Annotated in this window: 21 protein-coding genes; 8 read left to right on the top strand and 13 right to left on the bottom strand. The window is 38.9% G+C overall.

Annotated features, from left to right (window positions below):
- Positions 1-109: 109 nt before the first annotated feature.
- The 5 genes from BMX30_RS00590 to BMX30_RS00570 form a co-directional block, all read right to left on the bottom strand.
- Positions 110-1,633 carry a glycine betaine uptake BCCT transporter gene (locus BMX30_RS00590; RefSeq protein ID WP_090740164.1) on the bottom strand — a complete coding sequence of 508 codons (1,524 nt, stop codon included), beginning with the start codon at positions 1,631-1,633 and terminating at the stop codon, positions 110-112.
- 369 nt (positions 1,634-2,002) lie between these two features.
- On the bottom strand, positions 2,003-3,559 hold the full coding sequence (locus BMX30_RS00585; RefSeq protein WP_090740161.1) for an acyl-CoA carboxylase subunit beta: 1,557 nt from the start codon (positions 3,557-3,559) through the stop codon (positions 2,003-2,005).
- A gap of 56 nt (positions 3,560-3,615) precedes the next feature.
- The gene (locus tag BMX30_RS00580; protein ID WP_090740158.1) at positions 3,616-4,845 is read right to left on the bottom strand and encodes an MFS transporter; all 1,230 of its coding nucleotides are present in this window, start codon (positions 4,843-4,845) and stop codon (positions 3,616-3,618) included.
- 248 nt (positions 4,846-5,093) lie between these two features.
- Positions 5,094-5,543, bottom strand: coding sequence for a GNAT family N-acetyltransferase (locus tag BMX30_RS00575; protein ID WP_090740155.1), 450 nt, complete (start codon positions 5,541-5,543; stop codon positions 5,094-5,096).
- A gap of 164 nt (positions 5,544-5,707) precedes the next feature.
- The gene (locus tag BMX30_RS00570) at positions 5,708-7,636 is read right to left on the bottom strand and encodes an endonuclease MutS2 (RefSeq protein WP_090740153.1); all 1,929 of its coding nucleotides are present in this window, start codon (positions 7,634-7,636) and stop codon (positions 5,708-5,710) included.
- A gap of 500 nt (positions 7,637-8,136) precedes the next feature.
- Here BMX30_RS00570 and BMX30_RS00560 point away from each other — a divergent pair, with 500 nt between their 5' ends.
- Entirely contained in the window at positions 8,137-8,469 is a 333-nt protein-coding gene (locus tag BMX30_RS00560) for a DUF3889 domain-containing protein (protein ID WP_090740147.1), read from the top strand.
- 134 nt (positions 8,470-8,603) lie between these two features.
- Here the strand turns inward: BMX30_RS00560 and BMX30_RS00555 are convergent, their stop codons facing one another.
- The 3 genes from BMX30_RS00555 to ilvA all read right to left on the bottom strand — a co-directional run bounded on the left by BMX30_RS00555 (position 8,604) and on the right by ilvA (position 12,302).
- Entirely contained in the window at positions 8,604-9,509 is a 906-nt protein-coding gene (locus BMX30_RS00555; RefSeq protein ID WP_090740145.1) for a macrolide 2'-phosphotransferase, read from the bottom strand.
- Between the two features lie 14 nt (positions 9,510-9,523).
- Positions 9,524-10,372, bottom strand: a complete 849-nt coding sequence (locus BMX30_RS00550; RefSeq protein WP_090740142.1) for an aldo/keto reductase — start codon at positions 10,370-10,372, stop codon at positions 9,524-9,526.
- A gap of 721 nt (positions 10,373-11,093) precedes the next feature.
- Positions 11,094-12,302 (bottom strand): threonine ammonia-lyase, encoded by a 1,209-nt coding sequence (gene ilvA, locus BMX30_RS00545; protein ID WP_090740139.1) that lies wholly within the window; start codon positions 12,300-12,302, stop codon positions 11,094-11,096.
- 234 nt (positions 12,303-12,536) lie between these two features.
- Here ilvA and BMX30_RS00540 point away from each other — a divergent pair, with 234 nt between their 5' ends.
- Together BMX30_RS00540 and BMX30_RS00535 are read left to right on the top strand one after the other, a co-directional pair.
- Positions 12,537-13,028, top strand: a complete 492-nt coding sequence (locus tag BMX30_RS00540) for a MarR family winged helix-turn-helix transcriptional regulator (protein WP_090740137.1) — start codon at positions 12,537-12,539, stop codon at positions 13,026-13,028.
- A 32-nt stretch (positions 13,029-13,060) separates the two neighbouring features.
- Entirely contained in the window at positions 13,061-13,900 is an 840-nt protein-coding gene (locus tag BMX30_RS00535; protein ID WP_090740134.1) for a hypothetical protein, read from the top strand.
- A 19-nt stretch (positions 13,901-13,919) separates the two neighbouring features.
- On the opposite strand, the gene BMX30_RS00530 is transcribed toward BMX30_RS00535, so the two are convergent.
- Entirely contained in the window at positions 13,920-14,210 is a 291-nt protein-coding gene (locus BMX30_RS00530; protein ID WP_090740131.1) for a DUF1292 domain-containing protein, read from the bottom strand.
- A 140-nt stretch (positions 14,211-14,350) separates the two neighbouring features.
- Here BMX30_RS00530 and BMX30_RS00525 point away from each other — a divergent pair, with 140 nt between their 5' ends.
- Together BMX30_RS00525 and BMX30_RS00520 are read left to right on the top strand one after the other, a co-directional pair.
- Positions 14,351-14,650: a hypothetical protein gene (locus BMX30_RS00525; RefSeq protein ID WP_090740129.1), complete on the top strand. Its 300-nt coding sequence runs from the start codon at positions 14,351-14,353 to the stop codon at positions 14,648-14,650.
- Positions 14,651-14,657: 7 nt separating this feature from the next.
- On the top strand, positions 14,658-15,473 hold the full coding sequence (locus BMX30_RS00520; protein WP_090740126.1) for a S1C family serine protease: 816 nt from the start codon (positions 14,658-14,660) through the stop codon (positions 15,471-15,473).
- 179 nt (positions 15,474-15,652) lie between these two features.
- Here the strand turns inward: BMX30_RS00520 and BMX30_RS00515 are convergent, their stop codons facing one another.
- On the bottom strand, positions 15,653-16,303 hold the full coding sequence (locus BMX30_RS00515) for an acetate uptake transporter (RefSeq protein ID WP_090740124.1): 651 nt from the start codon (positions 16,301-16,303) through the stop codon (positions 15,653-15,655).
- Positions 16,304-16,509: 206 nt separating this feature from the next.
- On the opposite strand from BMX30_RS00515, the gene BMX30_RS00510 reads away from it, so the two are divergent.
- Positions 16,510-17,892: a class II fumarate hydratase gene (locus BMX30_RS00510; protein ID WP_090740121.1), complete on the top strand. Its 1,383-nt coding sequence runs from the start codon at positions 16,510-16,512 to the stop codon at positions 17,890-17,892.
- A gap of 121 nt (positions 17,893-18,013) precedes the next feature.
- Here BMX30_RS00510 and BMX30_RS00505 read toward each other — a convergent pair whose 3' ends face one another.
- The 3 genes from BMX30_RS00505 to BMX30_RS00495 all read right to left on the bottom strand — a co-directional run bounded on the left by BMX30_RS00505 (position 18,014) and on the right by BMX30_RS00495 (position 22,033).
- Complete coding sequence (locus BMX30_RS00505; protein WP_090740118.1) at positions 18,014-18,607, bottom strand: kinase; 594 nt, start codon at positions 18,605-18,607, stop codon at positions 18,014-18,016.
- Between the two features lie 822 nt (positions 18,608-19,429).
- Complete coding sequence (dacB, locus tag BMX30_RS00500; RefSeq protein ID WP_090740115.1) at positions 19,430-20,932, bottom strand: D-alanyl-D-alanine carboxypeptidase/D-alanyl-D-alanine endopeptidase; 1,503 nt, start codon at positions 20,930-20,932, stop codon at positions 19,430-19,432.
- A gap of 237 nt (positions 20,933-21,169) precedes the next feature.
- A complete protein-coding gene (locus BMX30_RS00495; RefSeq protein WP_090740848.1) occupies positions 21,170-22,033 on the bottom strand; it encodes a mechanosensitive ion channel family protein in 864 nt (287 codons plus the stop codon).
- Positions 22,034-22,676: 643 nt separating this feature from the next.
- On the opposite strand from BMX30_RS00495, the gene BMX30_RS00490 reads away from it, so the two are divergent.
- Positions 22,677-23,681 (top strand): glycosyltransferase family 4 protein, encoded by a 1,005-nt coding sequence (locus BMX30_RS00490; RefSeq protein ID WP_090740112.1) that lies wholly within the window; start codon positions 22,677-22,679, stop codon positions 23,679-23,681.
- Positions 23,682-23,803: 122 nt separating this feature from the next.
- A complete protein-coding gene (locus BMX30_RS00485; RefSeq protein ID WP_090740846.1) occupies positions 23,804-24,331 on the top strand; it encodes a polysaccharide deacetylase family protein in 528 nt (175 codons plus the stop codon).
- Positions 24,332-24,528 lie beyond the last annotated feature (197 nt).

Below are 24,528 nucleotides of genomic sequence, written 5' to 3'. Positions count from 1 at the left end.
TATCATATCATTTTACTTCTTACCAAGCCCGTTAAACTCTTAACAGACTAAATAAAAAATAAAAAAAGAAGCTTAGGCTAAGCCCAAACTTCTTTCCACACTCCTTAACTTACATATCAGGGAACTTTTTCTTTGTCTTCGGTTTGAAGTATAAACCAAGCTCCTTTTTCTCCTTGGTTAACGCTCGATATAGAGAAATCATCATGAGTACCATGATAAATGAAAATGGGAATGCTGCAGCAATTAAAGCGTTTTGAAGTGCTTGTAATCCACCACTATATAAAAGAATTAAAGCAACTGCAGATTGCGCAATTCCCCATGTGAATTTTACTCTATTCGGTGGTGTTAATGATCCATAAGTAGTCTGCATACCGAGTACAAAGGTTGCGGAATCCGCAGAAGTGATGAAAAAAGTACTTACGAGGACAACAGCCACAACCGATAAAACTGTTGACCATGGGAATTGACTAAAGACCGCAAATAAAACTTCCTCTGTTGCAAATTGAGACAAATCAACAACTCCTGCATTTTGAACATTAATTGCAGAATTACCAAAAACTGCAAACCAGAAAAAGCTAACTAGTGATGGGAGCAATAGGACACCAACTAAAAACTCTCGAATGGTTCTCCCTCTTGATACACGGGCAATAAATATCCCTACGAATGGGGACCATGAAATCCACCATGCCCAGTAGAAAATTGTCCATCCGTTAATCCAAGAGCGATGCTCTTCATTCAACGGAGCAATTCGGAAACTCATTTGAATGATATTTTGAATGTATCCACCAATAGAATCCGTAAACATATTCAAGATTAAAATAGTAGGTCCAACAATGAACATTAATATTAACAGACCAACCGCCAAAATCATATTAACATTACTTAAAATTCTAATCCCTTTACCTAAGCCAGTTGACGCTGAAATCATAAATAATACAGTAACAACTGCGATAATGATAAATTGCACGAAGAAATTATTCGGAACTCCCAATAAATAGGATAGTCCCCCATTAATTTGGGCGGCACCAAATCCTAAAGTCGTTGCAACCCCAATAACTGTTGCAAACACCGCAAGTACGTCTACAACCGTTCCCAGCCAACCTTCCATGCTCTTCCCTAAAACAGGCTTCAAGGTAGCTGAGATAAGGCCAGGCTCCCCCTTGCGAAATTGGAAATATGCCAATGACAAAGCTACAATTGCATATATTGCCCATGCATGTATTCCCCAATGGAAAAAGGTATATCGCATCGCTTCTTTATGCGCAGCATTTGAAGCACCTTCCGCCAATGGTGGAGCCATGAAATGCGAAAGAGGTTCAGCTGCTCCCCAGAAGACAAGTCCAATTCCCATCCCTGCGGAAAATAACATCGCAAACCATGAACCTTTCGAAAACTCTGGTTTTTCATCAGGCTTACCTAGTTTGATTGCACCAACCGGACTAAAGATAAGGAAGATACAAAAAATCGTAATAACCGTTACTAAAATTAAATAATACCAACCAAATGATGAAGTAAGAAAAGCCTGTATATTGCCTGTTACTTCTTCAAAACTATCTGGTGCACTAACACCAAATACGACTGCTACAAGGACAATCGCAACTGTAATCCAAAAAACGCTAGATACTCTTTTCATCGAATGTTCCTTTCTTTTTCTTATGTATAAATCTTCATATTACCTAAGCTAATGCCCAGACAGACCATTTTCACTCTATCAGTTCAATGTTTATTCTGCAATAAAAAAGTCGAAATTATGTCATCGTAGGATTTATTTTTGAAAAGAAGTTTCGGCTTTGCCCCTCATATCCTCCTAACAAGTTAAAAGGCAATGTTTACCATAATATAAAGAATCATTGCCCACTTAGTATTTTACATTAAAATAAAAAAAGCCTCCTGTTTTACCAGGTACGGCTTTGATTGTTTCATTAGATTCCCCCGAATGGGTAAAAAAATCCCTACTCAGTTCTAATCCCTAGCTTTTTAGCCTATCAAGGATACAATAGAATCAAGGTCTCATCCCATGCTGAGATGGGCCTAATTGTTGAGGAAGGAGTTCGTATGCGTCCTTTACCCATTCACATAAAAGCGGACGCGTATCCCTAGGGTCGATCATTTCCTCCACCCCAAACGCTTCTGCTGTACGGAATGGAGAACGAACAGCTTCCATCCTTTCGAGTAGTTCATTTAAGAGCGCCTCGGGATTTTCACTCGCTTCAAGCTCGCGACGATAGGCTACCTGGACTCCTCCCTCAACGGGAAGAGAACCCCAATCTCCAGATGGCCATGCGTATCTTTGATTTAGTCCATGCCTATTTGAAATACCTGCACCACCGACACCAAAAACTCGTCGCATGATGATTTCAACCATAGGTACGTTCGCTTGATAAACCGCAGAAATTGCGCGAACCCCCTTACGAATCGTTCCTTTCTTTTCAGATGGCAGCCCAATCACCATTCCAGGCTGGTCGACAAGGTTTACAATAGGCAGATGGAAGGTTTGACAAAGGTCCACAAACCTCTCTAGTTTCTCAGAACTTTCAGCAGTTAACCCGCCACCATTAACATAAGGGTCCGGAGCTAGAACACCAACTGGGTAACCATCGAGACGAGCAAAGCAGGTAACCGTGCCGCCCCCAAAGTACCGACCCATTTCAAAAACAGATCCTTGATCAAATAATAACGGTAGCAATTCTCGAATTTTATATGGGGCTCGACGATTTTTCGGAATAATCGAAAGCAACTTTTCTTCCCTTCTAGTGGGAGTATCATCACCCTGGACGACAGGAGGTAGCTTCCATATGTTTGACGGAAGATAAGACAAAAAGGTCCTGATTTGTTCAAATGCATCTTCCTCAGAACCAGCAATATTATCAACCGCGCCACTAGACCGATGAACCTGAATGCCCCCAAGCTCTTCCTTTGTAAGGTCCTGTCCCATTCCGTATTTAACCACCGGTGGGCCAGCAACAAACAATTGGGATGTGTCCTCAATCATAACAGAAAAGTGGGATGCTGCTACTCTAGCTGCCCCCAAGCCAGCAACGGAACCCATACATGCAGCCACTACCGGAACACGTTCCATATTAGAAACAACTAAATCCCATGCAGGATTAACGGGAATATACGTATAACCGCTAGAATCAAGCGTTTTGACACTACCACCCCCACCCGTACCATCAACTAAGCGTATGATCGGAATCTGAAGGTCATGGGCCAATCTTTCCGCATACACCTGCTTTCCATAGATTGCTCCATCTGCCGCCCCACCACGGACAGTAAAGTCATCCCCGCCAACGACTACTTTACGCCCATTCACTCTACCGGTCCCTAAAATAAAATTAGCAGGTGTAAAATCAATTAACTGACCATCATCGTCATATTTTGCTTTTCCGGCAATTGCACCGGACTCATGAAAAGTGCCATCGTCTAGTAAACAGTCAATTCTTTCACGCACGGTTAGTTTTCCAAATGATTTATGCTTACTGACCCTTTCTTCTCCGCCCATTCTACGTGCTAACTCTTCGCGTTGTCTCAATTCTTTTATTTCTGATTCCCAACTCATTACCCGGTCCCTCCCTAATTACTAATTAAAACAAAGTTATTATTCTATCTATAAATCTATGCTTTTAACGTATCATTATTTTGAGATTGGGGTATTTTTATTCTCCAAAGATTGTAGCCAATAATGATAGCTGGTATCGTAATCAGTACTCCAGAAAGCATCGCTAGTTGCTGTGGTAATAATTTCGCTAGTAATGCTCCAGAGATAATCATCGTAGTGCCAAGAATGACGTTTACAGATGTAAAAATCAATGAAAAAAAGCGACCTAAATATTTTTCCGGAACATATTGCATGACAATCGTATTTACAAACGTGTTTCCAACCGTTACCCCTGCTAAGGCAAGAACCAACATAAGACCACCTAGAATAATGTTTGGCGAAATACTAAAGAATTGATAAGCAATTCCTTCTATAAGAAAACCAATCGCGATTGCTCGACTAGGCCATTTCTCGATATAGCTGGATACGAACCCGCCAAGAATTTGTCCCAAACCGAAGCATGCATATAAAATTCCGACCCCAAGATTGTCTAGGTTGTACACATCAAATGCAAATACACTTGGTATTAAGTTCATAATGCCGCCACCAATTGCCCATAAAACATAGTAGATCATAACTAATTGAAGAATCCGAGAATCCTTGATAATGGGTAATAGCACATTAAAACGTTTTAAAGAAAGTTTTTCTTTTAACTCAAGGCTCTTAGAATGAGGAAACTTTATGGAGAGCATGATGAACGCCGATACCAATAAGGTTATCGCATTAACCACAAAAGCTATATCAATCTCTAAGGCTGCAGTAACGAAACCTCCTAACATGGACCCAATTACCATCACTAAACCGACTGAAGCTGAATTCATTGAATTCGCTTTCAAAAGGTTCTCTTTTTTTACTAACGATGGGATAGAAGCTGCGCGAGTAGGCATTTGCACGGCGGTTGCTGACATTAACACAAAAGTCGAAACATAAATCAGCCAAATATCATCTGCTGTTGAGACAAGCAGTAATGAGAGTGCAGCTAGTGCTTGAATCACATCACAGCTTACCAATATCTTCTTTCTTGAAAACCGATCCGCCAATAAACCACCAAATGGTCCAAATAGTAAATGTGGCAACACTCGTAGTGCCATAGTAATTCCTAGTGCCATTCCAGTACTTTCTAGCTGTAATAACAAACTGAATACTGCAACACTATGAAACCAATCACCAACCCCACTAATAAATACAGAGCTTAAAAACCTAGCATAATTCTTTTCTTCTCGAAAAACGGATAGATTTTTTTTCATATGGTCCTCTCCAAATTATGGATGGTGCCTGGCACCTTCCAAGGTATTACCTTTTTTTACGGTTCTCCCTTTTATTTTCAGGATGTTTTAACCAATATCGAAGCCCTTTTCAAGCTAGTGGCTTGTGTTTATACCTGGGTATCAACTGCAAGTAACTGTGAAGGATGGTTTGGTTTGTAACTTCGCCTACTAATAGGACAACCTGATTTTGCAGTGTTCCTCTATTTTTTCCTACATGGCAGAAACCTTCACACATTAAGAGAATAAATTAGTTCATCTTCAATTGTCTTTCCTGTATCCTTAAAACCAAAACTTTCATAGAGATTTTTAGCTCTAGTATTATCCGGCATAAAACAAATGATAATATCTGAGCATCCGTATTGGCTTTGCATTTTCTCAACAATCTGTCTTAAAGCCTTCTTTCCATAACCTTTTCCTTGGAAATGGTAATCAATCATTAATCTACAAAGTTCATAAGCTTGAAGTTCCTCAGAATATCCATACATTGTAAAACCTATTAAAGTTTTATCATCATATATCGCTTTTGTTGTCCAGTTTTCTGAAAGACTGGCTTGAGCGAGTGACAGGCAATTTGATGCAATGAAATCTTCGAAAATTCTATTTTTCTGGTCACTGCCACTAGATAGCCGAATCACATCTAGCCAATTTGCTTGATTTACTTTTTCTAAATGAAGCACGAATGAACCTCCAATTTAATATTAAATCCCCCCTCTACTGAGGGTTGAAGCTAACCTGAATTTCTTTTTTAAGACAAACATAAATTCGCTTACTTATCCAAAAAATCCTCTATTTAAAAACAAAAAGAAGAGCCTGTCTCCAAGCTCAACTCTCTAACCTTATCTCACTCCTCATGTAAAATGCTCAATCCATCTACATGCTTACGTGAAAGTATGTTTTTGTTCTTCCGGTTTTCAGCCGATTCAAAGATGATATCAAAATCATAATCATCTGGATATAACTCATTTGCCGCAATGTGCAACTTTAGCCGCTTATGATTATAGGTCGCCTTTTCTCCTTTTACCTGAACAATGTAGTTTCCTTGTTCATCAGGGCCTTTGTAGACAATCCCAAACACGTTTGCCGGGGAGATGGCTACATTATCTCCTTGCTTAAAAGTGGGAACCTTGCTTTTAACACCTATCGTTTTCCTAGCTCTTTGCTGATGCCTGTTCACGATGATCTGTTTTTTACGCTCCCTTATAACTGCAGAGTCCCCCTCATCTTCAGAGTAAGATTTTCCTTCCTTATACGTAATCTCATGTGCACGTTCAATGATTTTGGGATGGATGCCAAGTTTTAACGCAATCGCAAAAGCCTGACTTTCTCCTCCTTTTCCAATATTCAATCTATAGGTCGGTGTTAAGCTCTCTAAATCAAACTCCATTGACCCGTTGATAAACCCTTCATGCTGGTCGGCAAATTCTTTGATCTCACTATAATGAGTGGTCGCTAACAGAGTAGCTCCCTTGGCGTACAGTTGCTCTAGAATGGCGGTTGCCAGGCCCATTCCCTCTCCCGGATCTGTTCCCGAACCTAGCTCATCTAGGAGAACCAAGCTTCGGTCATTGGTTTCTTTTAAAATTTCGATGATATTGACTATGCGCGAGCTAAAGGTACTGAGATTTTCCATGATGCTTTGCCCGTCTCCAATATCGACTAGAATGTTTTGGAACACACTAATTGAGCTACCTTCTGCAACAGGTAAATGTAACCCTGTTTGAGCCATTAGTGTTAGAAGCCCCACCGTTTTAATCGTTACCGTTTTTCCACCTGTGTTCGGCCCAGTAATCACAAGAGCATTTTCAGGCTTTCCTAGCTCAAACGTTAGTGGAACAGCCTGCGAACCGAGAAGAGGATGGCGCGCATCCACCAATTGGATGTAATGGGATTGGTTCACTTTTGGTTTCTTTCCGTTAATCGTCCTGCTGTATTTCGCTTTGGCAAATAACACATCATAATGCACCATGGTTTCAACTGCCAAACGAATTTGCTGCTCATTTTGTTCGACAAGACCTGTTAAATACAATAAAATCTTTTGAACCTCTGCTTCTTCCTCTGCTTTTACATAAGTAAGCTGTTCTTGATGGAGGGCGATTTCCTCTGGTTCAATAAACAGCGTTGCCCCAGAAGCTGAAGTGTCGAGAACCGCCCCCTTGATTTTGTTTCGATATTCTTTCTTAACCGGTATTACATACCGTCCATCACGCTGGCTAACAACATTTTCTTGTAGAAAAGAGGTTAATTTACTGGAACGAACCATCTGGAACACTTTTTCCTTGAGACGGTCTTCCTGAATTGATATTTGCTTCCTTACCTTTAATAGCTCCTTACTGGCATAATCATCTACTCCACCATTGCGGATACAACGAATGATTTCCTCCTCTAGTGCTGGTAGTTCTTCAATCGAAAAGATATAACTCGATACTCTTGGTGCAATCCATTCTTTATCCTTCATAAACCGGCGCATCTTGCCACAGTTATCTAAAAAACCCCCTAAATTTGAAAGCTGATCCGGACGAAGAGGTACCCCTTTGTTTAAACTTCGCAATAGCAGGTCCATTCCCTCTAATCCATGAACAGGAACACTTGTCGATTTATTCATAATTTCAACAGCTTCTGAAAGCTCATCTAGCCAGGCTTCAATTTGTTTTATATTTGTAGAGGGCTCAAGCGCAAGGACGTTTTCCTTGCCCGTTGTTGTTAAAGCAAAGCTAGCGATTGTTTCTTTTATCAGACCAAATTCCAGTACCTTAAACGTATGATCGTTCAATTTCGGTTCCTCCTTAAAATAAAAATAGCCGCGTTGAACAATGTCAACGCGGCCATTAAAGCCAACAAACAGATTGCGCCTGTTTGTCACTATACTAATTTCAACCAAAATAAAAAGCTGTTTACACATGGGTACACAGCTACAATCGTTGAAGATAGTATGCATGTTTTGTCCATTGTTCTTAACTTCATTCCACAATCAAATAAGACTTCGTTTATACAAAAAATAAACAAGCCTATGGATGACTTTATCCAATTTGTTGGATTAGTTAAGAACGACACCTAACATACAACATACTCCCTTATATAAATAAATGTTCTTTACAAAATTTAATATAACATGGCTAACAGTTTTCGTAAAGTTCTAAAATCCCCAAACATTCCCATAAGCCAAAAAAGGCTGAAGAGAGATGTTACATTTCTTTTACGTTCATTAATAGGTAATTAAAACCAGACTAACTTAAATAAAATAGCAAAACCTATAAGAAAAAAGGTGATTCCATGAAATTACTTAGAACCGTTCCATTCCTTTTACTTATAGGGATTTTTTATTGGACGATCGGTGTTCAGGCACAAATACCACCCTATGCAAAATGGGGGCAAGTGGCCATGAAAGAAACAAAGGAAAGATACCCAAATGCTGATATTATTGACTATCACCATATTGGAAGGGATACCGGAACGAGCACCTCCACTGAAAAATTTAAATTATGGTTAAAAGAGGATACAAGAGAATTTGGATTATTAATTACTATCACATTTGACAAACAAACAGAAGAAATCATTGATATTACCTCTGGAGAAACAACAAGACAGCAATACAATAGGGTTTAAGAGAAGAAGAGACATCCGTTTAGTTGTCTCTTTTTCCCTAAAAAGATCCGCACACCCCGCCATTTATGTATGTCTATGTTTCCGCAAGTGGTTCTAGTTAACTCAAAAGAACTGCCTTAATTAATTTAGGTTGATCATTCTGCAACACCAAGCATATACTTCGCCATTGCTTCAAACTCTTCTGACCCTGATTTTATTGCATATTCAGCAATAACCATTGGATAAGCAGCTGCCAGCTCGTGAATATGTTCAAACATCAACGGCCAAACATAGCCTCCAGCTTTTTTGTAGGATTCAATTAACTCCTTTAAGGCATCTTCTCCAAATGCTACAAGATGGGCAACAAAATCATGTGCCGGGTCATCAAATCGAGCTTCTGTCCAATCAATGAAACCAGAAACTTGCGCATTTTCACCGATTAATATATGCCCTGGATGCAAATCACCATGAATAAACGCTGTTTCCTGGGGCCATAACTGATCATTCTCTAACCAACTTTGCCATCGGTTCCAAAGGTCCTCATTCACGCCGAACTCTATTTTCACCTTATCCATTCTCGTTTTCATTGAGTTCTTTAGATCCTCTGGAAGAAAGAATGCGATTCCGGCTTGGTTTGCTTCAGTAGGTGAGAGACGATGTAAAGCAACCATTGCTTCTCCTAGTGTCGTATGAAAGGCATCGGGTACATTTTGATCATTAATTTCCCATATATACTCATTATCATCCGGATCAATGGTTCCAGCCGGGACTCCGTTTAACAATTTATACGCAATCAACTCATCCGTATAGATTTCCCATTTAGGTATTTGAATCGGAAATTTGGTGCCCCCTACAAAGTCCAGGTTCTTTTTCTCTTTTGCAGATGTGTCTATTACGTCTTCTCTCCTAGGAATTCGCAAAACCCAATTCTCTCCGTTCATGTCAGTGCACATTACTACGAGATAATCTAACCCCGACTCATTCCGTTCTAAGGAGCTCTTGTTCAACACAAGTCCGTGCTCTTCTGCTAACTTTATCACTTGTTCATTTGAGAGCCTCATTTTTTCACTTCCCCTTAACCGTTATTTCGTCCGTCTTTATTATGCATAGAAAAGATGACTAAATTAGCAATCACTCTATTCGTGTTAATCAGCTTCCAAGCTAGCTCTTCCAATTTCCGTGCCTTTTGAACGGAATGATTTGTATATAGCTTCTTAAAAAATTTATTTACGTTTGGATTTGTGGCCCTGCTATTTTTAGGTGTTTGCTCATTATACTTCCCTGTTAATATGCCCTGCGCAAGTGGACTAAAGACAATTTGTGATACACCTACTTCTTTAGAAGCAGGAATGATGCTAGATTCTATATCTCTTTTAAGCAGACTATATTCGCATTGGTGAACGATGATTCGGTTTAACAAATACGTATCTGCTATCTTTATAGCATGTGTGATTTGTTCTGAGTTCCAGTTGCTGATCCCTGCATATAATATTTTCCCCTGCTTAATTAAGTCATCGAGCGTTTTAAGAGTTTCTTCAACTGGGGTTTCATGGTCGTAGCTGTGACAATAAAAAAGATCAATATAGTCGAGTTTCATTCTTCTTAAACTAGTATTGACCTGTTCAAGGAGATGCTTCCTTGATAATCCTCGGGTGTTAGGCCCCTTTCCAGTTGGCCAATAAGCCTTTGTAGCTATCACATATTCATCTCTAGCAAATGGCTTTAAGGCAGAAGCGAGTATTCTTTCAGCATGGCCATTTTGATAAACGTTTGCCGTATCAAATGAGTTAACCCCTAACTCGTACGCTTTATGTATGGTTTTAACAGACTCTTTTTCGGTAACTCGTTCGCCAAAGGTTAAGTAACTTCCTAAACTAATTTCGCTGACCTTCAACCCAGAATTACCCAATTGATTATATCGCATCTTTTTTCTCCTAACAGTTAAGTGCAAGCCAAAATAAATATCTAATTTGAATTTATCCCTTTCCCTCTCTGATAGTAAAATAGCAGACCACACTTATCAAGTTTTCCACTCCTAGTTATTAAAGATTGATTCACAGTCGTCAATGCCCATAGTCATGAAAATGCAGTGAGTATGGGATTGAGATAACAGAAAAAGGTCACATTGACGGGGTTCAATGTGACCAGACTAGAGACGAAATCAAGCAAACAATTACATTAACGGTTTGGTTTCATCGACCTCTCTCGCTCTGTTTTCCTCCAGACTTCGTCTTCATTCGCTTGATGTAGACCTTTTCCGCTGTACCTGCTCCACTTAGGTCTACCTATATTTCGTATTTCAGTGGCCCCCCCCCCCCGCATTAAGGGGACATTTCCCTTCATCTCTTGTCTCAACTGAATTATCATTAAGAAAACGGTCTAGCTTTATATTAATAATAAGGATAATAAGGATAAGGCGATGGTAGTACATAAGGTAATAAAGCAATCGCTGTTAAATAAGGCAAAGGAAATCTACGGCGTCTAAAACGTCTAAACCTTAACATCCATTTTTATCCAATCCTTTTCAACATACATGGTGTTCACCTAGTTGAATTGGGTTCCACCTGATTCAAAGTGGTAAAGCTCCTTGTTTCGTATTATATTTACAGAAAAATGGATGGTGCCAGGCACCACCCATTTTTTTCCTATATAACGATTTCTGTTGTGAAACCTTTTTGCTTAAATGCTTCAAAAATTTCTTCGATATGTTGTCGGTCTCTTGTTTCGACAGATACAATCAATTGCGCATAGCCCGGATAAATTTTATCACCCATATGATTTAATGAGATGTCTAAGATATTTCCTTGTCGTTCGGTCACAACCTGCAGAATTCTCTCTAGGTTTCCTGGTTTATCATGAAGGATCGTACTATATCGGACAAATCGGCCCGCTTCCACCATTCCTCTCTCGATAATTCGCGAAACGAAACTTACATCTACATTTCCTCCGCTGATGACAGAAACAACTTTTTTATTTTTAATCGGCAGCTTTTGGAATAACATGGCGGCTAGGGATACAGCTCCAGACCCTTCAACAAGCAATTTGTTCCGTTCAAGAAGCATAAGCATTGTCTGAGCAATTTCAGTTTCATCGACAGAAACCATACCATCTACATACTTTTGAGCTAGCTGAAATGGGCGCTCCCCCGGTGTTTTAACCGCGATACCATCTGCCATCGTCGGACCAGCATCGAACGTAATTGCCTTCTTTTCTTTCAGGGACTGGGCCATACTTGGACAGGCTTTTGCTTCCACACCATATATTTGAATCGCCGGATTCTTTTCTTTAACAGCTGCAGCCAAACCAGCAATTAACCCCCCGCCGCCTACCGGACAAACGATAGCATCCACATCGGGAAGTTGGTCCATAATTTCTAATCCGATGGTTCCTTGTCCTGCAATTACTGCTTCATCATCAAACGCATGAACAAATGCAGCCCCTGTTTGGTTGTTCAATTCCAAAGCGTAAGCTAACGCTTCATCAAACACATTACCTTGAAGTTCAACATGTGCACCGTATCCCTTGGTTGCTTCGACCTTACTTAACGGAGCTCCTTTTGGCATGACGATCGTACAAGGAATACCTAGCATACTGCTAGAATAAGCAACACCTTGTGCATGATTCCCTGCCGAAGCAGCCACCACTCCTTTTTGTAACTCATCTTCTCTTAAAGAAATCAGTTTATTGTAACTTCCGCGCACTTTAAAGGAGCCCGTCTTTTGTAGATTCTCAAGCTTCAAATACACCTCATTATGTGCAAATTCACTAAAGGTTTTCGAAAAGTCTAGCGGTGTTTTATGTACGATACCAAACATCTTTTTATGAGCGTTAACTATGTCATCAAAGGAAACCATGTATTCCCTCCTTGTCGTACTATCGGTACTTTATCAGTATTAAAGCATTCCCTTTATTTTCTACATATCAAGAAATGGCTATTCAAGTATTTATATTTAGGATGAGATCTTGATAGGTTTCATCTTACGTTGAAGTGCCTATTCGTATCTCCACTTTTGTTAGTGCATATATTTTCGCTACTTTCAAAAGATATACTTGTATCTACAATTGTAAAAGCAACCTGGAGGTTTGATATGGATTTATCTGTTAAACAAAATACGCTACTAATGGTTCGGGCACTGTATTTCTGTTTGGAAGAGGGGTGGGCAAAAATAGGAAAAACATTTGACCTTACTCCCGCTCAACAACATATATTATTTTTACTGTCAACAAATAACAAATCGCTTAGCCCAACACGAATAAGTGACCTAGGGTGTTGGCATCTTTCAACAGTAACACGGTTGGTCCGCCCACTTGAGAGCAAAGGATATATCCTTATAACTACAGACCAATCACGGGCAAGATATAAAAAAGTGACGATTACAAATGAAGGAATGGCTATTTTAATGAGGATTGTTGAATCGGTTAAAAAGGTCGACAACTTCCCACTAAATCTATCCCATTTATCTAATGAGGAAATTAACCAATTTATTAATATAGGAAAAAAGATTCTTGAAATCCATAAGGGCGAAGATTTTAAGCTTAAGGTGCTAGAAGCGAAATTGGAAGGTTTGGATTACGCTTAAGCTTGATTGATTATTGTCGAAGGGAGTCATTTATGAGAAGACCAAAGAAGTACAATAAATATCCTTATTTGATTTTGCTCTTCATCCATACTTCGTTACTAGTCTTTAGTTTTTATAAAAATAAAGACCGCAAAAGGCTGTTTTTATTATTATCGTCAAATATTGGGTTAGCCTATCTCTTTGACTATTTTGTTGTTAACCTTTTTAAGGCATACTCGTATAGACCAAGTATTTTTAGAAATAAACAGTTAGATGAGATCACTGGAGCTATATTTTCACAAGCCATCTTCGTCCCTTTTACAGCATTATTTATTACTTCATTTCACTTAGATTGGAAATTCAAGTTAGGTGCCAGTCTATATTTTTCCATAATTGAAAAGTTGTTTGTTAAAATGGGGGTTTATACACACCATTGGTGGAAAACTTCCTACACCACGTTATTGATTCCGATTTATTTTTTGATTAGTGATAAATGGTATCAATATTTAAAACAAGGCCATCCAGCCGTCTTATTTGCTTCCAAATTTCATTTAATCTTAATTACTTGTGTCAATCTCTTATTTGTGAGGGCTGTTAGGAGGAAAATCAGATTTGGATTTGGTTCTTTTCATTCTTGGCGAGAACATTTTATCATCGGACCTTTGTACTCAATTGTCTTGTCTTTTTTCACAGCCAAGGCTATGAAAGTGGATAAAGTTCGCTCACAGATCGGTATTTTGTGCTTTCGTTTGGTAGTAGACTTTATTTTAATAAAATTAAATTGGCTAAAATTGATCGGTAATAAAAAAGGACTCCCTAATCTTCCTTATCATTTACTTATGATTATTGCTTCAAGGTATTATCATAACTTAGTGTATAAGAAAGACCTTTAGATTAAAAAGAGAGCGCTTTTTAGCGCTCTCCTTCTGTATCCACTTCTTCTTCATCCATCATCTCATCAAACGCGGAAGACACTTTTTCAAACTCATCGTCGCTTTCGATTGCTGAGAAATCTCCATCTTCATCCACTTTTAAAAAGAACACATCAATATCTTCATCACCTGGCTGTTTTAAGTCTTCCGCAAAACTCACCGCCACATATTCAGTGTTTTCTAATGTCATCGTAGCCAGCACTTCAACTTCCTGCTCTTCTTCGTTTTCATCGCTGATGGTAAACACTTCACCAATTTCTATTTTTGCCATATTAAAGACCCCTCTCGTTTAAATTTAAACTCATACTCATTATCTTCCCCTAGTATTAATATTAAACACAGCTTATTCTTTTTTCATTCTATTGATTTTAGCAGTATAATTAGTGACAAATGCTAAAAAGGAGAATCGATATGTTGCAAAAAGAATTAGAGGATAAAATCATCGAAAACTATCAAGGGGAAGAAAAAATGATGATTCTCGTCTTTGCCCAGTGGTGCGTCAATCATAATCTTGAACCAGAAGAAATGTATTTACGTGCCTATCCCAATCAATCAGAAAACCAAGCATTACGTGAAGCCATTGAATTAACGGTCCCTAAAGAAGAAGCCGGTGAAGTGCCTGATGATACGTTGCTTGGGGTACTTTCCCTCTTCGGAAATGATGACCTTGCATTTGTTGTGACTGAGGAAATCAATAATAGGAAAAAGTAATCAGACCATGAATAATGAATTTAATAAAACAACTGAAGAACAACCGGAAACGAATGAAGGATGGGAAGCCTTTTATTTAAATGAACAGGATGAAGAATGGGAGAAAGAAAAAAAGCGGAGAAAAAAGCGGAAATCCTTTATCTTGAAACTCATAAGTGTCCTGCTTGTGTTTTCGTTGTTAATTAGTGGACTACAAATCTGGTTTAACCTTTTTAATATTCCTGCAATCCAATTTTTAAAGGCATCAAATGAACTGTCACAAAATCATGTAGTACAAGAACATAAAAAGTCTGTTGTAACAATTGAATGGGATCGTACAAAGGGAACTGGGTTTAATATTCACCAAGCGGGATTAATCGTGACCAATGAACACGTTGTCGAAGGTACCGGAAGGGTGAAGGTTCATTTTCAGGGCGGATCATCGTATACAGGTGAGGTGATTGCTAAAAGTAAAGAGCTAGATCTTGCTCTTGTAGACATAGATGGCAATAACCTACCTGTTCTCCCCCTTAATCTTGAAAAAGATTGGGAAGCTTCGGAAGGTGAAAACATTATATTTATTGGCAATCCGCTCGCTTTTACCCAAATTGCTAATGAGGGTACCGTCGCAGGTCCTATCCTATTACAGGACTGGAAGGTACCCGTCATGATGATTGATGCACCGGTTTACAAGGGCAATAGCGGTAGTCCTGTAATTAACCAGAGCGGTGAAGTAATCGGAATCATTTTTGCCACCATTTCTTCACCTGAAAGCAACAAAAGAGTTGGCGTCGCTATCCCCGCCATTTACCTCGAAGAAATCTTACAAACTGGAATGGAATAAAACGGAAGGTGCCAGGCACCATCCAGAATTTGGGACAGGCCTGTACTCACTAAATGAGCATAGGCCTGTTGTTTTTTCTTTGTATGATTAGTTTGACCAATTATACTATCCTTGACCAATGAAAAGCTCAATGATGTAGGTGCAAAAAAGACGCTCATTTGTGAGCGCCTCTCTCTAATCTATGCTACTTTTTTGGTTGCTGTCGTTTGGACATTCTTTTTAAAAATTCCAAATGGCTTTCCAACTGGTAAAACAACTTGACCAAAATGTGTATTTAAGACAGCCGCTGCTGAACCGTAAAATGATAATAATGCAATAATTAATTCGGAAATAGCTGCAAGCATATGTGTCGCTTCATGGAAAATACCAAAACTGCTTAATGCAAGGCCGATAAATAAGAAATCAATAAATACAAAAATAAAGAACAAGACTTTATGTGTTTCCATCGCTCCTATGGTCATAAACAAACTAAAGATGAGATACCCAACAAACGCAACACCCAGCTGTCGAGGATCCGCATTGGAAGCCAGTGTTTCACCAAAAAATCCTAATTGAATCAACCATGACGTTCCGACACCAAACCAAAACAGTCCGAAGGCACCAAATGCGGTTGTTCCAAATGTATTATTATGTTTAGCATCTTGAGTGGCTGCAAACAATTGCGCAATTCCACCAAGGAAAAATGCCCATGGAAGAACAAATGAAAGCCCATCTGTTATACCTAGCTTTTGAGAAGAGGCGACAAGCGTTACCATCGCTAGACCAAATAGTCCTATCGCCGATGGATCCGCAGTTTGAATTTTAACCTGTGTTGTAGTTTGAGACTCCATATTTTCCTCCTATAAAAAAAACATACTTAAATAAAATACAGGAGAACTGCCAAAAAGTCCACAACATTTTATACCAATTCATCTAGGGCAGCTCCCTAGCCCTCGCTTTTATTCAAATGGCTTTTTCAAAGGCAAACATTGGGTATAAACCCACCTTTCTGGAAACAATACCATTCATAGTAACTTTCATTCTAAAGGAGAGAAAAATGAATTCTTCTAACCAATATCGCGAGGAATATGATACTTTGGGCAAAATAATGGTTCCTAAGGAGGCGTATTACGGGTCACAAACCCAACGCGCTGTAGATAATTTTCAAATTAGCGGACTTCGTTTCCCTCGTTCTCTTATTAGAGTTCAGGGAATTATTAAAGCCTCTGCAGCCTTAGCACATATGGAAATAGGCAAACTTTCACCTGAAATGGGAGGAGCTATTATTGCAGCTTCCGAAGAAGTAATTGAGGGAAAATGGGATGATCAATTTGTTATTGATGTGTATCAAGCTGGGGCAGGAACTTCACAAAATATGAATGCCAATGAGGTTATTGCAAACAGAGCTTCAGAAATATTAGGTCGTTCACAGGAAAATCGCGTCCATCCAAATGATCATGTCAATATGTCGCAATCAACGAACGACACTTTTCATGCCGCAATTAATATCGCAGCAGCTGAAAATCTTGTTCACAAGCTCCTCCCAGCAATTTCACAGTTGGAGTTGGAGTTGGATAGAAAAGCCGAAGAGTTTATGCCCATCTTGAAATCAGGCCGAACCCATTTACATGATGCGGTTCCTATTCGCTTAGGCCAAGAATTCTCTGGGTTTGCAGATACAATTAAATCTTGTCGACAACAGATTGAACGGAATCTAGACGTCTTGTATGAGATTGGCTTGGGTGGTAGTGCTATCGGAACAAAAATGAACACTGCTTCGGGCTATACACCGAAAGTTATAAAGGAAATATGTAATCGTACAAAATTACCTTTCCGCGAACCATCCAACTTATTTGGATTCACACAAAATACGAATGCAGCATTCCGTACGGTACTTTCTTTAAAGGAACTAGCTATTCATTTAATTAAAATCACAAGTGACTTGCGCCTCCTTAGTTCGGGCCCAAGAACAGGATTGGCAGAAATTACGCTCCCGTCTGTACAGCCAGGGTCTACGATTATGCCTGGAAAAGTCAATCCTGCAATTTTAGAAATGACTCATATGGTCTGTTGCCAGGTAATTGGTTATGAAACGGCTATCTCTACAGCCGGGATAGCAGGGCAATTGGAAATAAATGTGATGATGCCGGTCATTGCTCACACCTTGCTTCAGTCCATTGACTTACTATCCAACGCAATTCCAACTCTTATCACAAAATGTGTCAGCGGGATTCAAGCAAATGAAGAAATATGTAAAAACTGGATGGAAGCCAGTCTTGCTTTGGTAACAGCATTAAGTCCTAAACTAGGCTACGACCTCGCTTCTCAAATCGGAAAACAAGCAGATGAAGAAAATAAACCGATAAAACAAGTTCTGCTAGAAAAAGGCATGCTAACAGAAGAACTCGAAAAGCTATTGGATCCAAGAAGCATGGTATAAGCTAAGGAATCATTCAAAAAATGGATGGTGCCTGGCACCTGCATGATATGAGTATCCAAATACGACAAGGTAGTATATGTTGGTTGACCTTCTTAAAGGGGAGATTCAATTCGTCTCCCTTCTAATTAAAAAGAACTAGGTCCGCTTGTCTCTCCGGCGACTCCGTTTTGACATAATATTCTTCTGCTTGCCAGTACCTCTTTTTGAATTTTTCCATGTTTCTTTGTGTCATAGGCGATTCACGCTTAAATCTTTTTTCCCTTGAAGATTGAAGAAAAATGGTATAGTCGAAGAATCTTTTCCATTCTTTTCGCTGGAGGAAAACTCCTTCGATAAGGATATAGCACGTTTCAGGTATAATATATCTCCTCAATTCATGAGAATCGTTAACAGAATCGTAGAATGGTAGTTGAAGCACGGTTGAGCTTCTTAGCATTTGAAATAAGTTCTCTTTTAACCACTCAACATCCCATTGTAAATGATAATACTCGTACCATTCTTCATTTGAAGTATGATACCGGTGTTTCTTATCAACGATGAAATCATCTAAATGAAATACGCAAACTTCAGTATTTTCCTTCTCGAGTTGCTTACTTAGTTTCTGTACAAGTGTTGTTTTCCCTGACCGACTTAATCCATCGATACCGATAATAAACCTTTGGCCTTTTTTAATTTTTAAAATTTCATTAACTACTGCTAACAAATTCTTTTCCAAATTTAGCCCTCACCTTTACTAAATTACTCGTTACTTCTATCTATATTTGTAGGTCATAATGAACAACGAATTGATTGGATGTGCTAAAAAATATATGTAATTAGATTCTTTTTAGATTCGAAAAATTCGTTTTACAAAGCCGCCTATTTCGTGAACTGCCATTCTAGCTTCGAGTAAACTAGGCATTATTCCTCTCCTTTCGTTTAATCAGTATCTGACCAGAATTTTTGTGTACTCCTTATCACTATAATTTTACTAAGAGAATCTTATTTTGAAAAAGCAAAATATACCTATTTATGACAAAGCGATTATCATTATATAAACAAGGTAAATGGTGCCTCTACATGTGGTTGAACCCTTTGCCTACACATTCTTTTTCTTAAACTTTGAGCAACCAATAGAGTGATAGTTATTGCTAGCTTTTTGATATCACTTGATATTATATTGCTATGATATTACTAAATAGCTTAAAGAATGGATTTTTTCCATTTTCATCATACACATCCAGTTTTTTTGGGTTATTGAGCACCTTATAGGGTACGATAGTAATGTTATGTAAACATGCTTAATTAAAAGATAATCGTTTCATACTTATCGAAACGTATCCTATCTATTATAATTAAATGGGTTAATATCAATCCCAATAAGAACTTACCTATTTCTCTCGATGTCAATGGAAAGTCCATTTTAAATATGGACTCCCTATAACATCATTTCTAACCACCGCCTTACCTTTGGAAAGCACTAATCATCCAACTAAGCCCTGCTAAATTAAATACTCAAAGAACGAACCAGGCCCCATACTGAGCCTGGTTCGTTGGGTTATTCTGAGCCCACAATAGCCTTCATTATTGAATCTTCAATCGATTTTACTGGAGAAGACTCCAAATAATTATTAATCATAATTGAAAAGATTAATTCCTCGCCAGCCTTTGTCTTTGCATATCCAGAAAGCGTGGATACACCTGTTAAGGTTCCTGTTTTAGCTTTCACATTCCCTTTTACTGGTGTTTCTGTCATCCGTGAACGTAATGTCCCGCCAATTAAACGCTCGGGATCTCCTGAGACTGGCAATGAATTCTCGAAATTTTTAAACCAGCTTTTGCTTTGGACGGAGTATAACAACTTGGTAAGTTCGTTAGCCGGAATCAAATTTTTATGGGACATGCCTGAACCATCTCTAAGTACAATAGTATCTTCATCTAGCCCAAGGCTCATCACCGTCTCCCTTATGACTTGAAGGCCCTTTTCCCAGGTTCCTTCGCCGTATATAACTCTGCCCATTTCTTTTGTTAGGGTTTCACCGTGACCATTATTGCTCAACTTCATAAATGGAATCAGCAATTCTTTTAAAGGTATTGATTTTTTTGAAGTTAACAAGCTTGTCGACTCTGGTGTTTTCCCAGTTTTCACCTTAGAGGTCCTACTGAACTTTATTCCATTTTCCACGAGGGTCCTTTTAAAGACATCAAGTGCATACTCCGTTGGTTCCCAAACAGCCACCCATGATTTTGACCTTTTACTAGTTAGCGGAATCGTCCCTTTAACAACTATCTGATTGGTTCCGTGCTCCCTTTCAATTGAAATCTTCTTGACCCCATCCTTTCCAACTGTTTTCATTTTATTTAAAACTTGTACATAGTCCGTACTAGGCGTAATTTCTACAACAGCCGTCTTCCCCTCTTTTGTAGCAGGGCTAACGTTAACTATTACCGTACCCGTGTCATAATCAGCATTCGGAGACAATGTCAATGCTGATACTTGGGCTCCATAATAGGTAAACTCGTCCGACCAATTTAAGTCCTCAGATAGCCGCACATCATCATACCAATTGTCATCCCCAATCAAGTTCCCATGGATTTTATTTATCCCTTGGGCTTTCAACTCCTTGGCGAAGCGTTCAAAATCTGACTTCATTAAGGTCGGATCTCCCTTACCTCTTAAATAGAGATTCCCATGTAGCGTTTTGCCTCTTTTTTGCCCATCTGTTAATACTTCAGTAGAGAACTGATATTCCGGTCCTAGCTGTTCCAATGCTGCCACCGCAGTTAATAGCTTCATATTCGAAGCTGGATGCAACCGGACATCAGCTAATGAAGAATATAAAACCTCACCAGTATCCGCTTTGCGGATGCTTATACCAGTGACAGCACCCCGTAGGCGTTCATCCTTTAAAATGGACTCTATTTTAGTCGCTGTTCCAAATCGTAGACTTTCTGTAGTAGTAATGGATTCTGCCTTTTCGTGAATGGGTACCGGTAAAAATATAAGCAATCCCAAGAGGAAGACTAAACATAAATACCTTAAACTTTGATTCGTTTGCACAACTCTTCACATCCGTCGTTGATGTTTTCTCATTATTATTCCACAATGTAAAGCTTACAAACCATCAGAATGAAGAGGTTTTAAGCTGCATAATATGGCTAGGAATTTGTTACCCAAATATAACAATTAAAGAGTCTTCATAACTTAAGTGGGCATCTAAGCTTTAGTAGTCACGCGGAAAGTCAAAAAAAACAGACACCATCCAAATTATGGATGGTGCCTGGCACCTTACAAATTTTAGGCTTGTCCAAAGGACTGCCCTTGGTTTTCACTGTTTTTTTGAATGAGTACTTGATGTGGGAATGGGATTTCAATTCCATTGGCGTCAAATGCTTCTTTGATTGCTTTACGAAGCTGACGCTCAACTGCCCACTGTTCCCCGTTTTCCGTTCTCGCGATAACGCGTAACACTACTTCGGATGAACCGAATGCTTGGACGCCAATTACATTCGGACCGTCTGCGATCACTGGATTCTCTGCAGCCACTAGATCACAAGCTCTCTGCATAACCTCAATAGCCTTATCGATATTGTCATCATATGAAATACCAATATCCACAAGCGCACGCATGTTTCCACGTGAGTGATTGCTTACACTAGTAATTTCACGGTTCGGTATATAGTTTAAGGTTCCGTTAAAACTACGGATTTGTGTAGTCCTCAAACCGACAGATTCAACGATTCCATCCATTGCTCCGACCGTCACATAATCATTGACGTCAATTTGCTTTTCTAATAATAAGAAAAAGCCTGTAACCACATCACTGACTAGTCCTTGAGCACCGAAACCGATTGCTAAACCGACAATCCCCGCCCCAGCAATTAGACTTGCCACTGATAACCCGAAAATGCTAAACAATGAAGCAACTAGAATAAAAATAAGCGCATAAGACAAAATATTCTCTGCTAACTTTTGCAAGGTTAAAGCTCGTCCTTGCGATATTTCCTCCCTCTTCATCAATCTGCTAAATGTGCGTTCAAGTACCTTGTTCCCTATAGCTTTTACAATCGCAAAAGCAATAAATATACCGATTACTTTTAAAATAATAATTCCGGTACTAATAAGCAATGCTTCCCAATTAAAATCTCCTAAGTCAAACAACACTACCATTCCTTCCTAATCCATATGAAATTCTTGCAGTTAATCTGGACCTATAAAAACATACCAGATTATATTCCTTACCCAGAACCAGTATACCTTAAACACTTATGACAATGAAATTTCTTACTTTTTGTCGAAGGATAGTTCAAAAGAAAGAAAAAACCACTTACTTCATCTCTATTCTTGTCGAAGTTTTTCCTTTCCCTGGAAATACCTCGAGATTTTTCCAGTCGCAAAACTTCCATCTATAAAACCATACTAGTCTTTTGCAAGACGGAACCTGTAAAGTTCAAGACCTCTTTCTCTAGTTAGAAGTGCACGATTGGTCCCCAACTTTGCACTTTTTAGCATACCCATGCCCTTAAGGGAGGCCGTAGTCCTGTCATCACCTGATTGCCACCGACTTAGGTTTTACTAAATGAAGCAATCTCCCCGCTAATTTACTGTAAATGGTTATATACCAAGATTACACTATTTAAGAAAACAGTTTTCATATTAAACTGCGGAGGGAGAAGCTCCATGCCTAAGTTTTTATCATTGGTTCAACCATTATAATTTTGCTATGATATATCCACACTTAGTTTATTTCAAAGCCTATATTACAACTAAGAGTAAACAGATCTATTTATTAGGATGTGTCGATATGAAAATATTGTTAGTGACGCCTAATTTCCACCAACCACGTGGAAATACGGTAACTGTAAAGCGTATTGCTGAGAAATTAGCGGCCGAAAACGTAGAAACGGAGATAATATCAGTGACGGAGGACCAGACAATTACAGTTCTTCCACCTGCGGATATCATACACGGCTTTAACTCCTATCGTTTTTACAAATTTAAACAACAGCTTAAACATAAAATAAACCCTTATATCGTAACGATGACAGGAACCGATTTAAACAATGATTTATTTGATAAAAAAAGACGGGCTGATGTGATTGAATCTGTCGTTGAAGCATCAGCTGTTCATGTATTTAACGAGGAAGCAAAACAGATTTTAAAACAAGAAGTACCCTCGGTAGCCCATAAAATTGTTGTCATCCCACAAGATACTAGCGATTTTGAGGATGTTGATTTCCCCATGATAAAGGAAAAGGACACTTTTATGTTTGTTCTTCCAGCCGGAATTCGCAAGATTAAAAACGTCCCATTCGCAATCAAAGCTCTGAAGGTTTTACATAAAAAGCACCCCAATATCCGACTTGTAATCGTCGGACCAATCATAGAAGCTTCAGAAGGTAATGTTGTGCAAGAACTAGTCCAGCAATATTCGGATTGGGTTCAATATATAGGTGAGGTCCCTCATGAAAAGATGGGAGCAATATATGGACAGTCCGATGCTCTCCTTAACACCTCTCATTCGGAAGGGCAATCAACTGCCATCATGGAGGGCATGGCTAACGGTCTGCCTGTGTTGGTCTCTGATAATCATGGTAATCGGAGTCTTGTCAACAATGGCACGACTGGCTTTGTTTACAAAGACCTAGTCGAATTCCTTGAGTGTGCAGAGTGTCTATTGGTTGACACTAAAAAAAGGGATGAATTAGCACAGTCAGGAAAAGAGCATATTCATAAACACCATTCAAATTCAAATGAAGCAAAGTCATTATTAAAACTTTATAATAATATCCTTCATAAGAATATATAAAAATTTGAGAGGAGAGTTTATCAGTGAAAAGTCCATGAGTGGTTAACAGCTCTAGGGTCGTGTACGACTCTACTGATTCTCAAGTCATAACATCGGTAAAAAACAAAGCTCTGAACTCAGTAATGTTAACATTCGATGACGGTCCAAGTCGTGTTCTCCCCGAGATACTCGATATCTTAGAGGAAGAAAAGGTTCCGGCAACCTTCTTTTGGCAATCTCGTCTATTACATAATCAACGCCCATGGCAACGAGTATTAGCTGGAGGCCACCAAATCGGGACCCACTCTTGTAAACATCGCGACTTATCAAAATTAAACTATGAAGGCCAATATCGTGACCTTGCGCATAGTGTTGCCAAGATAGAATCTATAATTGGAAATAAAGTCACCTACTTTCGTCCGCCATTCGGACAGTACAACGACGACACAATAGAAGCGGCTCGAGCTTTAAACTTGGTTCCTGTTTTATGGAAAATCGCTTCAATGGACTGGGAGCTTAAAGATTCACCAGAACAAATCATTACAAACGTAATTAACCATCTAGAAGATGGATCAATTATCCTTCTTCATGAATTACATCAAACACTGGATATTCTCCCAGAGCTAATTCAAGAAATAAAAGATAGAGGATATCATTTTACGAATTTATAGTCATAGTTTTACCTTTTATTTAGTAGTTGTGTGGGTCGTTAAATGTATAATATTCGCAATAAAAACACGGCTTTTCACAATGAAGGCCGTGTTTTAAAATATCATGTTTTTGATCATAGAAAAGTTTGCTAGTCTTACCCCTTGAGAATTACCTTTTTAACAATTGTCTGAACCAAACCAGATATCGAATTCTATCG

Origin of the sequence: Mesobacillus persicus, assembly GCF_900109925.1 — a bacterium.
GTDB classification, from domain to species: Bacteria; Bacillota; Bacilli; order Bacillales; family Cytobacillaceae; genus Mesobacillus_B; species Mesobacillus_B persicus.
This window is presented reverse-complemented; position numbering and strand designations above follow the sequence as displayed.

What these genes read in the sequence shown, in the direction of transcription:
- BMX30_RS00515 (WP_090740124.1), bottom strand. Translation starts at nt 16,303, where the DNA reads ATGGAGTCTCAAACTACAACACAGGTTAAAATTCAAACTGCGGATCCA.
- BMX30_RS00535 (WP_090740134.1), top strand. Translation starts at nt 13,061, where the DNA reads ATGAGAAGACCAAAGAAGTACAATAAATATCCTTATTTGATTTTGCTC.
- BMX30_RS00540 (WP_090740137.1), top strand. Translation starts at nt 12,537, where the DNA reads ATGGATTTATCTGTTAAACAAAATACGCTACTAATGGTTCGGGCACTG.
- BMX30_RS00555 (WP_090740145.1), bottom strand. Translation starts at nt 9,509, where the DNA reads ATGAGGCTCTCAAATGAACAAGTGATAAAGTTAGCAGAAGAGCACGGA.
- BMX30_RS00580 (WP_090740158.1), bottom strand. Translation starts at nt 4,845, where the DNA reads ATGAAAAAAAATCTATCCGTTTTTCGAGAAGAAAAGAATTATGCTAGG.
- BMX30_RS00550 (WP_090740142.1), bottom strand. Translation starts at nt 10,372, where the DNA reads ATGCGATATAATCAATTGGGTAATTCTGGGTTGAAGGTCAGCGAAATT.
- BMX30_RS00520 (WP_090740126.1), top strand. Translation starts at nt 14,658, where the DNA reads ATGAATAATGAATTTAATAAAACAACTGAAGAACAACCGGAAACGAAT.
- BMX30_RS00530 (WP_090740131.1), bottom strand. Translation starts at nt 14,210, where the DNA reads ATGGCAAAAATAGAAATTGGTGAAGTGTTTACCATCAGCGATGAAAAC.
- BMX30_RS00525 (WP_090740129.1), top strand. Translation starts at nt 14,351, where the DNA reads ATGTTGCAAAAAGAATTAGAGGATAAAATCATCGAAAACTATCAAGGG.
- ilvA (WP_090740139.1), bottom strand. Translation starts at nt 12,302, where the DNA reads ATGGTTTCCTTTGATGACATAGTTAACGCTCATAAAAAGATGTTTGGT.
- BMX30_RS00590 (WP_090740164.1), bottom strand. Translation starts at nt 1,633, where the DNA reads ATGAAAAGAGTATCTAGCGTTTTTTGGATTACAGTTGCGATTGTCCTT.
- BMX30_RS00510 (WP_090740121.1), top strand. Translation starts at nt 16,510, where the DNA reads ATGAATTCTTCTAACCAATATCGCGAGGAATATGATACTTTGGGCAAA.
- BMX30_RS00490 (WP_090740112.1), top strand. Translation starts at nt 22,677, where the DNA reads ATGAAAATATTGTTAGTGACGCCTAATTTCCACCAACCACGTGGAAAT.
- BMX30_RS00560 (WP_090740147.1), top strand. Translation starts at nt 8,137, where the DNA reads ATGAAATTACTTAGAACCGTTCCATTCCTTTTACTTATAGGGATTTTT.
- BMX30_RS00485 (WP_090740846.1), top strand. Translation starts at nt 23,804, where the DNA reads ATGTTAACATTCGATGACGGTCCAAGTCGTGTTCTCCCCGAGATACTC.
- BMX30_RS00585 (WP_090740161.1), bottom strand. Translation starts at nt 3,559, where the DNA reads ATGAGTTGGGAATCAGAAATAAAAGAATTGAGACAACGCGAAGAGTTA.